At 74.2% G+C, this 14,208-nt stretch carries 12 protein-coding genes; 10 read left to right on the top strand and 2 right to left on the bottom strand.

Annotated features, from left to right (window positions below; all coding sequences use genetic code 11):
• Position 1: 1 nt before the first annotated feature.
• From CFP65_RS27015 to CFP65_RS27000, 4 genes are all read left to right on the top strand, one after another.
• Complete coding sequence (locus tag CFP65_RS27015) at positions 2–985, top strand: carbohydrate ABC transporter permease (protein ID WP_104818627.1); 984 nt, start codon at positions 2–4, stop codon at positions 983–985.
• Positions 986–991: 6 nt separating this feature from the next.
• Positions 992–1,879 carry a carbohydrate ABC transporter permease gene (locus CFP65_RS27010; RefSeq protein ID WP_104818626.1) on the top strand — a complete coding sequence of 296 codons (888 nt, stop codon included), beginning with the start codon at positions 992–994 and terminating at the stop codon, positions 1,877–1,879.
• Positions 1,879–3,165, top strand: a complete 1,287-nt coding sequence (locus tag CFP65_RS27005; protein WP_104818625.1) for a 6-phospho-beta-glucosidase — start codon at positions 1,879–1,881, stop codon at positions 3,163–3,165. Before CFP65_RS27010 ends, CFP65_RS27005 begins: the two co-directional genes overlap by 1 nt.
• 106 nt (positions 3,166–3,271) lie before the next feature.
• Positions 3,272–4,342, top strand: a complete 1,071-nt coding sequence (locus CFP65_RS27000; protein WP_104818624.1) for an N-acetylglucosamine kinase — start codon at positions 3,272–3,274, stop codon at positions 4,340–4,342.
• A 49-nt stretch (positions 4,343–4,391) separates the two neighbouring features.
• Here the strand turns inward: CFP65_RS27000 and CFP65_RS26995 are convergent, their stop codons facing one another.
• Entirely contained in the window at positions 4,392–5,363 is a 972-nt protein-coding gene (locus CFP65_RS26995; RefSeq protein ID WP_254552584.1) for a GlxA family transcriptional regulator, read from the bottom strand.
• A gap of 71 nt (positions 5,364–5,434) precedes the next feature.
• Here CFP65_RS26995 and CFP65_RS26990 point away from each other — a divergent pair, with 71 nt between their 5' ends.
• A complete protein-coding gene (locus CFP65_RS26990; protein ID WP_104818623.1) occupies positions 5,435–6,028 on the top strand; it encodes a cysteine hydrolase family protein in 594 nt (197 codons plus the stop codon).
• An 8-nt stretch (positions 6,029–6,036) separates the two neighbouring features.
• Here the strand turns inward: CFP65_RS26990 and CFP65_RS26985 are convergent, their stop codons facing one another.
• Positions 6,037–6,612 carry a nucleosidase gene (locus tag CFP65_RS26985; protein WP_104818622.1) on the bottom strand — a complete coding sequence of 192 codons (576 nt, stop codon included), beginning with the start codon at positions 6,610–6,612 and terminating at the stop codon, positions 6,037–6,039.
• Positions 6,613–6,887: 275 nt separating this feature from the next.
• Here CFP65_RS26985 and CFP65_RS26980 point away from each other — a divergent pair, with 275 nt between their 5' ends.
• Genes CFP65_RS26980 through CFP65_RS26960 form a run of 5 tightly spaced genes read left to right on the top strand, consistent with a single transcriptional unit; the run spans position 6,888 to position 14,197 of the window.
• Positions 6,888–8,294: a hypothetical protein gene (locus CFP65_RS26980; RefSeq protein WP_104818621.1), complete on the top strand. Its 1,407-nt coding sequence runs from the start codon at positions 6,888–6,890 to the stop codon at positions 8,292–8,294.
• Between the two features lie 14 nt (positions 8,295–8,308).
• Positions 8,309–9,241: a glutamate ABC transporter substrate-binding protein gene (locus CFP65_RS26975; RefSeq protein WP_104818620.1), complete on the top strand. Its 933-nt coding sequence runs from the start codon at positions 8,309–8,311 to the stop codon at positions 9,239–9,241.
• Positions 9,242–9,293: 52 nt separating this feature from the next.
• A complete protein-coding gene (locus CFP65_RS26970) occupies positions 9,294–10,583 on the top strand; it encodes a hypothetical protein (protein WP_104818619.1) in 1,290 nt (429 codons plus the stop codon).
• A 6-nt stretch (positions 10,584–10,589) separates the two neighbouring features.
• Entirely contained in the window at positions 10,590–13,166 is a 2,577-nt protein-coding gene (locus CFP65_RS26965) for a serine/threonine-protein kinase (RefSeq protein WP_104818618.1), read from the top strand.
• 5 nt (positions 13,167–13,171) lie between these two features.
• On the top strand, positions 13,172–14,197 hold the full coding sequence (locus CFP65_RS26960; RefSeq protein WP_104818617.1) for a protein phosphatase 2C domain-containing protein: 1,026 nt from the start codon (positions 13,172–13,174) through the stop codon (positions 14,195–14,197).
• Positions 14,198–14,208: the final 11 nt, after the last annotated feature.

Genomic DNA, 14,208 nt, shown 5'->3' with positions numbered 1-14,208 from the left:
CATGGCACTTCTCGGCTCCAAGCCCCTCCCGGTGGCGCCCGCGCTGAAGCGCAAGCGCCGCCGGGAGGCGGCCCGCACCCTGGCCTTCCTCTCCCCCTGGCTGATCGGCTTCGGCGTCTTCTTCGCCTACCCCCTGATCTCCACCGTCTACTTCTCCTTCATGAAGTACGACGGGTTCGGCGCACCCGTCTTCAGCGGCCTGAAGAACTGGGCCTACGTCTTCACCAAGTACCCGTCCTTCTGGCAGGGTCTGGAGAACACGCTCTGGCTGGTCGTGGTGATGGTGACCCTGCGGGTCGCCTTCGGCCTCGGCATCGGGCTGCTGATCACCAAGCTCAAGACCGGGGTCGGCTTCTTCCGCACCATGTTCTACCTGCCGTACCTGGCCCCGCCGGTGGCCGCCACGATGGCCTTCGCCTTCCTGCTCAACCCCGGCACCGGCCCGGTCAACCACCTGCTCGGCGAGCTCGGCCTGCCGCAGCCCGGCTGGTTCACCGACCCGAGCTGGTCGAAGCCGGCGCTCACCATGCTCGCCATGTGGGGCATCGGCGACCTGATGGTCATCTTCATGGCCGCCCTGCTGGACGTGCCCAAGGAGCAGTACGAGGCCGCCGAGCTGGACGGCGCCGGCCCCTGGCAGAAGTTCCGCTTCGTCACCTACCCGAACATCTCGCCCATCGTGATGTTCGCCGTGGTGACCGGCGTGATCCAGACCATGCAGTACTACACCCAGGCGATCGTCGCCGGGAAGGTCGCCAGCGGCCAGATCGGCGGCTCCGGCCAGGCCTTCGAACCCGGCTACCCGCACGGCTCTACCTGGACGCTCCCGCAGATGGTCTACAACCTCGGCTTCCAGCACTTCGACTACGGCTCGGCCTGCGTCGTGGCCCTCGTGCTCTTCGCGATCTCGATGGCCTTCACTTCCCTGCTGCTGCGCCGCAAGTCCGGGTTCTTGTCGAGTAGCAGCATGTCGAGTGAGGACTGAGCCACCATGACCCTGACCGCTTCGCTGCCCACCGCGCAGCCGCTGACCACCGCCGCCAAGGTGGCCCGGCGCCGGGCCGCCTTGCACTGGGTGGCCAGCCACTCGGTGGCGATCGCCGCGACGCTCTTCTTCGTGCTGCCGTTCGTCTTCGTCTTCCTCACCTCGCTGATGTCCGACCAGCAGACGCTCAGCGCCGACCTCTGGCCGCACGAGTGGCACTGGGGCAACTACGTCAAGATCTGGCAGACCCCGGGCTTCCTCACCTGGTGGCGCAACACCCTGGTCTACGCGGGCCTGGGCACCCTGTTGACCGTGGTCTCCAGCCTGCCGGTGGCCTACGCGCTGGCCAAGTTCCGCTTCCGGGGCCGCAACCTCGCGCTGATGGCGGTCATCTCGATGATGATGCTGCCGCCGCAGGTCACCGTCATCCCGATGTACCTGTTCTGGGCCAAGCAGCTCCACCTCAGCGGCTCGCTCTGGCCGCTGATCATCCCGATGGCCTTCGGCGACGCCTTCTCGATCTTCCTCCTCCGGCAGTTCCTGCTGACCATCCCCAAGGAGTACATCGAGGCCGCCCGGATCGACGGCTGCGGCGAACTGCGTACCCTGCTGCGGGTGGTGCTGCCGATGTCCAAGCCGGCCATCGCCGCCGTCGCACTGTTCCAGTTCTTCTACTGCTGGAACGACTACTTCGGCCCGCAGATCTACGCCAGCGAGAACCCCGGGGCCTGGACGCTCAGCTACGGCCTGGAGTCGTTCAAGAGCGCGCACCACACCAACTGGAACCTCACCATGGCCGCCACCCTGCTGGTGATGGCCCCGGTGATCATCCTCTTCTTCTTCGCTCAGAAGGCCTTCATCGAAGGCGTGACACTGACAGGGGTCAAGGGCTGATGGCTCTCAAACTGGCTATCGTCGGCGGCGGTTCGACCTACACCCCGGAGCTGATCGACGGCTTCGCCCGCCTGCGGGACACGCTGCCCATCGGCGAACTCGTCCTGATCGACCCGGCCGCCGACCGGCTCGAACTCATCGGCCGCCTGGCCCGCCGGATCTTCGCCAAGCAGGGCCACGGCGGCCTGGTGACCACCACCACCGACCTCACCGCCGGCGTGGCCGGGGCGGACGCCGTGCTGCTCCAGCTCCGGGTCGGCGGACAGGCCGCCCGCGACCGGGACGAGACCTGGCCGCTGGAGTGCGGCTGCGTCGGCCAGGAGACCACCGGCGCGGGCGGCCTGGCCAAGGCGCTGCGCACCGTACCCGTCGTGCTGGACATCGCCGAGCAGGTGCGCCGGGCCAACCCGGAGGCCTGGATCGTCGACTTCACCAACCCGGTCGGCATCGTCACCCGCGCCCTGCAGACCGCCGGCCACAAGGCCGTCGGCCTCTGCAACGTGGCCATCGGCTTCCAGCGCAAGTTCGCCGCCCACCTGGGCGTCGACCCCGAGCTGATCCGCCTGGACCACGTCGGCCTCAACCACCTCACCTGGGAGCGCGGGGTCACCCTGCTCGACGCCCCCGGCGCCGACACCGGCCGCGAGGTGCTGCCCGAACTCCTCGACGGCTTCGGCCCGGAGATCGCCGAGGACCTGCTGCTGCCGCTCCCGGTGATCCGCCGGCTCGGCGTCGTCCCCTCCTACTACCTGCGCTACTTCTACCAGCACGACGCCGTGGTGGCGGAGCTCAAGGTCAAGGGCTCGCGGGCCGCCGCCGTGGCGGCGATCGAGCGCGAACTCCTTGAGATGTACGCCGACCCGACCCTGGACACCAAGCCGGAGCTGCTCGCCAAGCGCGGCGGGGCGTTCTACTCCGAGGCGGCCGTGCAGCTGATCGCGTCCCTGCTGGGGACGGGGGCCGCGAGTTCGGTCCAGGTGGTCAACACCCGCAACGACGGCGTGCTGCCCTTCCTGCCGGAGGACGCCGTCATCGAGGTGCCCGCCTCGGTCGGCCGGGACGGGGTCCGCCCGCTGCCGCAGCGGCCGGTCGAGCCGCTGTACGCCGGGCTGATCGCGAACGTGACCGCGTACGAGCAGCTGGCCCTGGAGGCTGCGCTCAAGGGCAGCCGGGACCGGGTCTTCGACGCGCTGCTGGCCCACCCGCTGGTCGGCCAGCTCGACCTCGCCGAGCAGCTCACCGACCGGCTGCTCGCCGAGAACAAGGCCCACCTCCCCTGGGCCTGACGCGAGCCGCGACGCGGGCCCACCCGGACTGCGGCGCGGGCCCGCCACGGGCAACCACCTCCCGGCCGGGGCGGCCGGGACACGTACGAGCAGGGACCTTCACCTGATGGACCACCGTCCGACCGACGAACAACTCCCCGGCGTGCTCGCCATCGACGCGGGCAACAGCAAGACCGACGTCGCGCTGGTGAGCGCGGCGGGCGAGGTGCTGGCCACCGCGCGGGGCGGCGGCTTCCAGCCGCAGCGCGTCGGCGCCGACACCGCCGTGGCCGGCCTCACCCCGCTGGTCGAGGCCGTCGCCGCCCAGGCCAGTCTCACCCTCGGCGGGCGGCCGCTGACCACCCACGTCAGCGCCTGCCTGGCCAACGCCGACCTGCCGGTCGAGGAGCAGGCCCTCCAGACCGCGGTGGCCGCCCGCCCCTGGGGCGTGAGCAGCTCGGTGGTCAACGACACCTTCGGCCTGCTGCGGGCCGGCACCGAGGGCCCGCTCGGCGTGGCCGTGGTCTGCGGCGCCGGCATCAACTGCGTCGGCCTGCTGCCGGACGGCCGGACCGCCCGCTTCCCCGCCCTCGGCGCCCTCACCGGCGACTGGGGCGGCGGGCACGGACTGGCCACCGAGAGCCTCTGGCACGCGCACCGCGCCGAGGACGGCCGCGGCAGACCCACCGGCCTCGCCCCGGCGATCGCCGCCCACTTCGGCCTGCCGACCGCCGCCGCAGTGGCCGAGGCCATCCACCTCGGCCGGATCGCCGACACCCGGCTGCACGAGCTCGTCCCCGTCCTCTTCCACGAGGCGGCCGCCGGCGACGCCGTCGCCCTCGAACTGGTCGACCGTCAGGCTGACGAGATCACCCGCCTCGCCGTGGTCGCCCTCACCCGCCTCGACCTCCTCGACACCCCGGCCCCCGTCGTCTTCGGCGGCGGCGTCCTCTCCTCCCGCCACCCCCTCCTGATCGACAACATCCAGACCCGCCTCGCCGCCGCCGCACCCCTGGCCGCCCCCCGCATCGTGGTCGCCCCACCGGTCCTCGGCGCAGCCCTGCTGGGCCTGGACGCCCTGGGCGCCTCCCCTGCCGCGCAGGAGCGGTTGCGTCTGCACTACGAGTCAGCTGCACCCTCCAGGGGCGCGGGGAACGGCGCGGCCAGCCCCAATCAGGCCCGCAGTCTTACTGTTTGACCCGGTTGCACTATGTGCGTTCGCGTGCAACTGGCTCAGTCGGGAGAAGTCACTGTCCGCTTCTCCCGACCTCGCGCAGTTCCCCGCGCCCCTGTCTTCCGAATGTTCGCCGGTAATCTGACGGCACGACACCCACCCGCTTCACGAACGCCGCCCGGAACGCGACCGCCGTACCGAAGCCACATCTCGCGGCGATCTGTCCGACCCCCAACTCCGTCTCCTCCAAGAGCCGTTGAGCTGCCAGCACCCGCTGCTCCAGCAGCCACCGCAGCGGCGGCACGCCGACCGCCTCGGTGAAGCGGCGGGCGAAGGTCCGCTCCGACATCAGCGCGATCCGGGCCAACTCCCCCACGCTCCACGGCTTGTCCAGTGCGTCGAGCACCGCGCTCCGGGCTTCCGCCAGCGGGTCCGCCCGGTCCTGCGTCGCTGGGACCGGGGAGGGGATGAACTGGGCCTGGCCGCCGGCCCGGAAGGGGGCGGTGACCATCGAGCGGGCGATGCCGGCGGCGGCGCTCTGGCCGTGGGCGGCCCGGACCAGGTGGAGGCAGAGGTCGATCCCGGCCGCGACGCCGGCGGAGGTCCACACCTCGCCGTCGCCGGTGAAGAGGACCTCGGGGTCGACCGTCACGGTCGGATGGCGGGCGGCCAGTTCGGCGGCCAGCCGCCAGTGCGTGGTGGCCGTGCGGCCGGCCAGCAGGCCCGCCTCGGCCAGCACGAAGGCTCCCGCGCAGAGCCCGGCCACCGGCACCCCGCGCGCCCGGGCCGCCCGCAGCGCGGCGAGCACGGGCTCCGGCCGGGCCGCCGCCGGGTCGGCCACCCCGGGCACCACCACCAGGTCGCAGCCGAGCAGCCCGTCGAGGCCGTGGGCCGGCGCCAACTCCAGCCCGCCGCCCAGCCGTACCCTCGCCCCGACCGGCCCGCAGACCCGCAGGTCGAATTCCGAGCCCGCCCAGACCTCGTTGATCACGGCGTAGTCGAAGGCACGGACCCCGTCGAAGACCAGACACCCCACCGTACGCATGGCGGGAATCTATCCACCGGCGGCAGCCGGGCCCCTCACCGGGGCCGGGGCCGTCCGGCCAGTCTGGAGCCATGACGAACACCAGTGCATTCGACGCCCCGCTCCAGCTCGCCGAGGACGCCGTCCTGATCGTGATCGACGTCCAGCAGGGCTTCGAGGACCGGGCGTACTTCGGGCCCCGCGACAACCCCTCGGCCGACGAGCGGATGGCCTCGGTCATCGCCGCCTGGCAGCGGACCGGCCGGCCGATCGTGACCGTCCAGCACCGGTCGGCGAGCGGGCCGTTGGCGCCCGGCACCCCGGGGTACGAGCTCAAGCCGTACGTGGCGGCCGTGGCCGCCGATCTGCACGTCACCAAGACCGTGAACAGCAGCTTCTACGGCACGCCCGACCTGCACGAGTGGCTGCAGCGGCGCGGCGCCACCCAGCTGGTGACGATCGGCATCCTGACCAACGTGTGCAACGAGACCACCGCCCGGATGGGCGGCAACCTCGGCTACGACGTGGTCTTCCCGATCGACGCGATGCACACGGTGGACATGGCCACCCCGGACGGGACGGTCGTCCCGGCCGCCGAGCTGGCCCGGGCCACCGCGGCGGCGCTGCACTCGATGCGCTTCGCCAAGGTGGTCACCACCGAGGCCCTGCTCGCCGCGGCCGCTTGAAGATCCGCTCAGAGATCCGCGTCGGCCACCCACTCCGCGAGGAGCTTCGCGCAGCCGTCCACCGCCTCGCGCCAGGTGCGGTCCGCCCCGGCGCCGGCCTCGTCGCTCACGTGCTTGACCAGGCGGACGGGCACCCCGGCGCGCTGGGCGACGGTGGCCACGGCGTAGCCCTCCATGTCGACCAGGTCGGCGCTGCGGGCCAGCCGCTCGCGGGCGTCCTCGTCGGAGACGAAGAGGTCGCCGGTGGCCAGGGTCAGGCCGGGGCCCTCGTGCAGGGTGACCGGGGCGCCGTAGGTGCGGCCGGTGAGCTGGTGCAGCACGGCGGTGTCGAGGTCGTGCTGGATCACCGTGGCGATCTCGTGGGTGCCGGCCAGGCCGGGCCGCAGGGCGCCCGCCGTACCGAGGTTGACGATGCCGGCGGGGCGGTCGCCCCGAGCCAGCACGGTGGCCAGGGCGGAGGCGGCGTTGACCTTCCCTATCCCGGTGAGCAGGACGGGCAGCGCGTCACCGAGGTGGGCGGCCTCCTCCTCGACGGCGACCACGAGCAGCGGACGGGTGGGCGAGATCGTTCCGAGCAGGCGCATGGGGCCATGCTATTGGGCCGAACAGGTAACCCCTCCGCTACCTGACCCACCGGGGAACCGCATAGGGTGCTTCCCGCGTCGCCCGTCAGGACGGGGGACGGGCCGAAGCTCAAGATCGGCGCAAGTCACGTGTGACCGGTGGGCCGCGCGGTGATACTGCTGCCGACGGGCCGATGCCCGGGAGCTCAGGGTCCACAGGGGGGATGGGAGAGGTGGCGACACCGGCGGAGAGATCCGAGCGGCAGGCCGCAGGGCCGCAGTCCGCACACGTAACCGTGGCCGTGCCCGCCCAGGCGGGCGCTGCCGCACAGACCGGGCCGGCGACTCCGGCCGTGGTCACCCCGCCGGCCGCGCCGTACCGCGCGCCCTGGCGACGGGTCGGCCTCCGGCTGCGCCGGGCCACCCGCACCGCTCCCGGGCGGCTCCGGCTGGCCGTGCTGCTGCTGCTCGGCCTGCTGCTGGTCTCGGGGGCGGCCACGGCCTGGCAGGCCGTCAGCCGGGGGCTGGCCACCGACCGGGTGGTCTCGCACAGCGAACCGCTCAGCCAGGACGCGGCCGAGATCTACCGCTCGCTGGCCGACGCCGACACCACCGCCGCCGCCAACTTCCTGCTGGCCGGGAACGCCACGGCCGCCGGGCGGCAGCGCTACCAGGACGACCTGGCCAAGGCGGCCGACCTGCTGGCCCGGGCCGCCGCCCGGACCGACACCAGCTCGGACGCCCAGCACGCGATCGCCACCCTGAACCAGCAGCTCCCCCAGTACTCCGCCCTGGTGGCCACCGCCGTGGCCAACGACCGGCAGGGGCTGCCGCTCGGCGGCGCGTACCTGCGATACGCCTCCGGGCTGATGCAGGGCAGCATGCTGGGCTCGGCCAAGCAGCTGGTGCAGGCCGAGGGCGGACAGTTGGACGCCGACTACCGGGCGGCGCTGGGCTTCCCGGTGGTCGCCGCCGTGCTCGGGGTGCTGGTGCTGGCGGCGCTGGTGCGCTGTCAGGTGCTGCTGCTGCGCCGGACCAACCGGGTCTTCAACCTCGGGCTGCTCGGCGCCACGGCCGCCGTGCTGGTCACCCTCGGCTGGCTGGCGACGGCCGCCACCACGGCGCAGAGCGGCCTCGACCGCAGCCGGGCGCACGCCGCCCTGCCGCTGCGCCAGCTCGACCAGCTACGGCTCACCGCGCTCCAGGCGCGCACCGCCGAGTACCTCGACCTGGTCGCCCGGGGCGCCTCCGACACCTACACCACGCAGTGGGACCAGGACAGCGCCGCGCTGGCCGGCAAGCCCGGCGCCGGCGGCAGTGCACCGGCCGGGGCCCTGCTCGACCTGGCCGGGCGCAACGCCCCGGCCGGGGTTGACGGCGAACTCGCCGCCGCCGCAGCGGCGTTCCGGAGCTGGGACACCGCGCACAAGTCAGCGGCGGACGCCAACCACAACGGCGACTACGACACCGCGCTGCGCACCACCGTGGACGCCACGGCGGCGAGCAGCTCGGCGACGGCCTTCGCCACCATGGACACGCACCTGGCGCGGGCCGCCACGATCGAGCAGGCTGAGTTCCGCGCGGCGGCCCAGGGGGTCGGCGGCTGGTGGTACGCGCTCGCCGGCGGGGCGGCCGTGCTCACCGTACTGGGCGCGGCCGGTGTGGTCCTCGGCCTCGGCCGCCGACTGGCCGAGTACCGGTAGACGGGGGGAGAGCGATGCGAGGAGTACGGAACAAGGCGCTGGTGGCCGTGGTCGCGGCCGCCGCCGGGCTGCTCGGCGCGGGCAGCTCGCAGGGCGCGCCGACCGGGGTCGTCACGGCCGCACCTGCCGCCGCCCCGGCCGAAGTACCGGCCGCTGCGGCCGGTTGCGACACCAGGAGCAGCCTGCCGGCCAGCCGGGACGAGAGCGGAGCGGCGGTCCAGCGGATCAAGAAGGCCGGCACGCTGGTCGTCGGGGTGGACCAGAACAGCTACCACTGGGGTTACCGCGACCCGCAGACCGGGCAGATCGAGGGCTTCGACATCGACCTGGCCCACGCGGTGGCCAAGGCCCTGCTGGGCGACCCGGCGAAGGTGACCTTCAAGACGGTGCCGACAGCCCAGCGGATCCAGGCCATCCAGGAGCACAAGGTCGACCTGATCGCCCGCACCATGACCATCACCTGCGACCGGCTGCAGCAAGTCGCCTTCTCCGTGCCCTACTTCTCCTCCGGCCAGCGGCTGGTGGTGCCCAGGTCGGCCCACGTCGACAAGCTCGAGGACGGGGTGCGGGGCAAGCGGGTCTGCGCGGCCAAGCAGTCCTCCTCGCAGACCGAGCTGCAGCAGAACCCGCGCGGCGCCGCCGCCGTCACCCTGGTGGACAACCAGCTCGACTGCCTGGTGCTGATGCAACTCGGCCAGGTGGACGCCACCTTGACCGACACCACGCTGGCCGCCGCGCAGACCGCGCAGGACCCGACGGTGGAGATGGCGGGCGAACAGATCGTCCCCGCCTACATGGGCATCGCCATGAACCAGAAGGACACCGACCTGGTCGCCCGGGTCAACCAGGTGCTCGCCGACTACCGTGCCGGCGGTGGCTGGCAGGCGAGCTACCAGCGCTGGCTGGCGGCCAGCATGGGCGCCGACCCGGCCCAGTACCTCCCCTGACATCACCGTCACCACGCCCCAGGAAAGGACGCCCCGCGTGCCCGCACCGGCGATGAGCCGCGAAGAGGTGGACCGCGCCCTGGCCCGTCTCAGCGCCGAGCGCGACGCGGTCGAGGCCGCCCTGCTCACCCTCCAGGACCACCCCGGCCGTCGACTGCTCGACGGCGCCGCACTGACCGGCCGCACCCAGGAGCGCTGGGCGCTCGCCGAGCAGGGCCTCGGCCTGCTCTGGTCGCTCTTCGACCGGTACTCCGAGGCGCTGGCCTCGGCCCGGGCGGTGCGCTCGCGCCGGGCCAAGCCCGGCGGGGCCGAGCTCGCCGAGCTGAGCGAGCTGCTCGGCGGGCCGGCCGTGAACGTGCCCGGCAGCCGACTGCCCGGCCCGGACGGGCCTGCCCCGGCCCGGCTGGTCGAACAGGTGAGCCTGGCCGAGCTGGTCGAGCGGATGAACGGCTGGTACGCGACGGTGCTCGAGGTGGTCGGGGCGGCCGACGCCGTCTGGTCCGCGCTGCCCACCCGGATAGAGCTGCTGCTGGCCGAGCTGGGCCGGGTGCGGATGCTGGCCGGTTCGGTCGGCGTCCGGCCGGGGGCCCACCCGATGGCCGACGACCTGGCCGAGCTGGAGGGCGAACTGACGGCCCTGCGGGCCGAGGTGCGGGCCGATCCGCTGGCCCTGTGGCGCCCGGCCCGGGTGCCGGAGCAGGGCGGCGGACTCGGCCGCCCGGCGGCGGGCGGCGCGGTGGACACCGAGCGGTTCGACCGGGCCGGCCGGGCGCTGGACGGCATCCGGGTCGAGCTGGAGGGGCTGCTGCGGCTGCGCGACGAGGCGCACGAGCGGCTGCTCTCGGTCGGCGACCTGGTCCAGCGCGCCGACGCCACCCTGGCCGAGGCCCGCCGGGCCCGGGGCGAGGTGCTGGCCAAGATCGCGGCCACCGAGGTGCCGGCCGTGCCCGGGCCCGCCTCCGTCCTGCGCGAGCGGATCGCGCTGGCCGTCGAACTCCAGCAGTCCGGCCAGTGGCACCGGCTCGCCCCGCTGCTGGACACCCTGGAGGACGCGGCGGCCAAGGAACTCTCCCGCGCCCGCCACTCCCTCACCGAGGTGGCCGCCCCGCTCGCCGCCCGCGCCGAGCTCCGCGGCCGGCTGGAGGCCTACAAGGCGATGGCCGCCCGCCTCGACGTGGCCGAGGACCCCGAGGTCGTCGAACGCTTCGAGAAGGCCCGCTGGCTGCTCTGGAGCGCCCCCTGCGACCTCCGCGCCGCCGCCGACGCCGTCGCCCGCTTCCAGCAGGCCCTGCGCCCGGCCGCCACCGCCCGCCCGGACACCCAAGACGAACAGGGGGCCTGACCACCCATGCCGGACGACCCGTGCGCCCAACCCGCCTGCCCGGGCACCATCGACCCGGACGGCTACTGCACCGAATGCGGCCTGGCCGCCGCCCGCCCCACCGGAACGGCCTCCGGAACACTCTCCGGCACGGCCTCCGGCACGCTCTCCGGCACGGCCTCCGGCATCGGGACGGGGCTCGGTGTCGGCACCGGCCGCCCGTCCGGCGCCGCCGGGACGGGCACGGCCTCCGGTCCGAGCACCGGGGTGGGCAGCGGGGCCGGCGGGCCCGGTGATCCCTGCGGGCGGGACTGCGGCGGCACCATCGACCCGGACGGCTACTGCGACGAGTGCGGTCTGGCTCCCCTCGCCCTCGCTCCCGCCACCACCGGCAGCGCCGTCTCCACCGGGACGGAGCCCTACACCCCCTCCGGCCGGAGTGCGGCGAGCCGCAGCAGCCGGTCCGGGCGATCGGGGCGATCGGGGCGATCGGGGCGGAGCCGCTCGGGGCGGACCGGGTCCGGGAGCGGGCCGTCGGTGCGGGTGCCGGCCTCCCGGAGCACGCCCACGGCGCGGCGCGGCAACCTGGGGGCCGGGCTGGTGACGGTGCCTCCGGTGCCGCCCGCCGATCCGGCCGCCGCGGTGCTGGTCGACCCCTCGGTGCCCGAGCGCAAGCGGTACTGCAGCAGTTGCGAGCTCCCGGTCGGCCGGGAGAAGAACGGCCGACCCGGCCGCCCGGACGGCTTCTGCACCAAGTGCGGCACCCCGTACTCCTTCACGCCCAAGCTCCGCGCGGGCGACCTGGTCGGTGGCCAGTACGCCGTCCTCGGCTGCCTGGCCCACGGCGGCCTCGGCTGGATCTACCTGGCCCAGGACCGCCGGGTCAGCGACCGCTGGGTGGTGCTCAAGGGCCTGCTGGACACCGGCGACCGCGACGCCCTCGCGGTGGCCATCGCCGAACGCCGCTTCCTGGCCGAGGTCGACCACCCCAACATCGTCCGCATCATCAACTTCGTCGAGTACCCGGACCCGCGCACCGGCACGGTGGACGGCTACATCGTGATGGAGTACGTCGGCGGCAAGTCGCTCAAGGACATCGCGAGCGAGCGCCGCACCCCGGACGGCCTGCGCGACCCGCTGCCGGTCGAGCAGGCGATCGCCTACGCGCTGGAGGCGCTGCCCGCGCTGGGCTACCTGCATGCGCGGGGGCTGGTCTACTGCGACTTCAAGATAGACAACGTGATCCAGAGCGAGGACTCGCTCAAGATCATCGACATGGGCGCCGTCCGTCGCTTCGACGACGACGGTCCGATCTACGGCACGGTCGGCTACCAGGCCCCGGAGATCGCCGCCGAGGGGCCCTCGCCCGCCTCCGACCTGTACACGGTGGCCCGCACCCTCGCGGTGCTGACCTTCGACTTCCAGGGCTACAACTCCACCTACCGGTACGAGCTGCCCGCCCAGGCCGAGGTGCCGGTGCTGGCGGAGTACGAGTCGTACTACCGGTTCCTGGTCCGCGCCACCGACCCGGACCCGGCCCGCCGGTTCGGCTCGGCCGAGGAGATGGCCGACCAGCTGACCGGCGTGCTGCGGGAGGTGCTGAGCCGCCGGGACGGGCAGGCTCGGCCGGCCGTCTCCAAGCTGTTCGGGCCGGAGCTGCGGGTGGTGGACACCGAGCTGACCGGGGCCCCGCTCGACCCGGCCGCCGCCACGACGGCCCTGCCGCTGCCCCGGGTGGACACCGACGACCCCAACGCCGGGCTGCTGGCCGGGCTGGCCGGGCCACCCGCCGAGGTGCTGACCGCGCTGGCGGCGGCGCTGACCGGCGCGGCCGGGCCCTCGGTGGAGCTCTCGCTGCGGGCGCTGCGGGCCCGGCTCGAACTCGGCGACCCGGCCGGGGCGGCCGACGGGCTGGCCGAGCTGGAGCGCGAACACCCGGAGGACTGGCGGGTGGTCTGGTACCGGGGGCTGGTGGCGCTGGCCGCCGGACGGGCCGAGGAGGCCGCCGAGTCCTTCGACGCGGTCTACGACGCCTTCCCCGGCGAGCCCGCCCCGAAGCTGGCCCTGGCGGTCTGCGCCGAGCTGCTCGGCGACTGGGCCGAGGCGGCCGAGTGCTACCGGCTGGTCGCCGCCGTCGACCGGGGGTACGTGGGCGCGGCCTTCGGGCTGGCCAGGGTGCGGCTGGCGGACGGCGACCGGGCGGGCGCGGTGGCGGCCCTGGAGGCGGTGCCGGAGTCCTCGGCGCACTACACGGCCGCCCGGATCGGGGCCGTCCGGGCCCGGCTGCGCGGGCGGCCGGGCAGCGACCCGCTGGGGCCGGACCTGACCCGCTGCTCCGCGCAGCTGGCCGCCCTCGCGCTGGACGCCCGCCGCCGCGAGGAGCTCGCGGTCGAGGTGCTGGACACCGCGCTGGCCTGGGTGCTCGCCGATCCGGCGCAGCGGTCGGGCACGGTGGAGGTGCTCGGACACCGGGGCGGCGAACGGGAACTACGGTTCGCCCTGGAACAGTCCTACCGGGTGTTGGCACGGTTGTCCGACCGGGCCGAGTACAGGATCGAGATGGTGGAGCGGGCGAACCGGGCCCGCCCCCGGACGTGGGTGTGAACCGAATGCCTCAGCAGACCGTGTGCCCGAGCTGTGCCGAGCCCTGGGACGAGGAGGACGCCTTCTGCGGCGCCTGCGGCCGCAGCCTCCGTCCGCCGGGCCCGGCAGCGGTGCCCTGCGTGCACTGCGGCGCCGCCGAGGTCGCCGCGGACGGGTACTGCGAGGCCTGCGGCGGCAGCCAGCCCAAGCCCCGGGACCACCAGGAGCAGGCGCTGACCGGGGCCGACGGGGTGGCGACCGTGGCCGGGGTCAGCGACCGGGGGCGCCGCCACCACCGCAACGAGGACGCCTTCACGCTGGCCTCGGCCATCCTGCCGGGGGGCGAGCCGGCGGTGTTCGCGGTGGTCTGCGACGGGGTCTCCTCCTCGGCCCGGCCGGACGAGGCATCCGAGGCGGCGGTCACGGCGGCCGCTACGGCGCTGCGCGGCTCGCTGGCCCGGGGCGCCGAACCGGGCTCGGCGATGCGGGCGGCCATCCACGAGGCGGCCGAGGCCGTCACCGCGCTGGCCCACGACGGCAAGACGGACGGGCGCCAGTCGGCCGGCCGCAGCCTCAACGCGCCCGCCTGCACCTACGTGAGCGCGGTCTCGACGGCCGGGGCGGTGACCATCGGCTGGGTCGGCGACACCCGGGCCTACTGGGTGCCGGACGACCGGGCCGGCGCCGAGCCCTACCGGCTGACCGAGGACGACTCCTGGGCGGCCCGGGTGGTCGCGGCCGGGCTGGTGGGTGAGGCGGAGGCGTACGCGGACCCCCGGGCCCACGCCATCACCGGCTGGCTCGGCGCGGACGCCGAGGACCTGGAGCCGCACACCGTCGCCTTCACCCCGCACGTGCCCGGCGTGCTGCTGATCTGCTCGGACGGCCTGTGGAACTACGCGGAGGCCGCCACCGACCTCGCCGAGGTGGTCCGCACCGACGCCCGCGCCGAGCCGCTGGCGGCGGCCCGGGAGCTGGTGGAGTACGCCCTCGCGGCGGGCGGCCACGACAACATCACGGTGGCGGTCCTCCCGATCGACCCGGCGGGCTGAGGCCCGGCTCA

This window comes from Kitasatospora sp. MMS16-BH015, assembly GCF_002943525.1.
Taxonomy (GTDB): domain Bacteria; phylum Actinomycetota; class Actinomycetes; order Streptomycetales; family Streptomycetaceae; genus Kitasatospora.
This window is presented reverse-complemented; position numbering and strand designations above follow the sequence as displayed.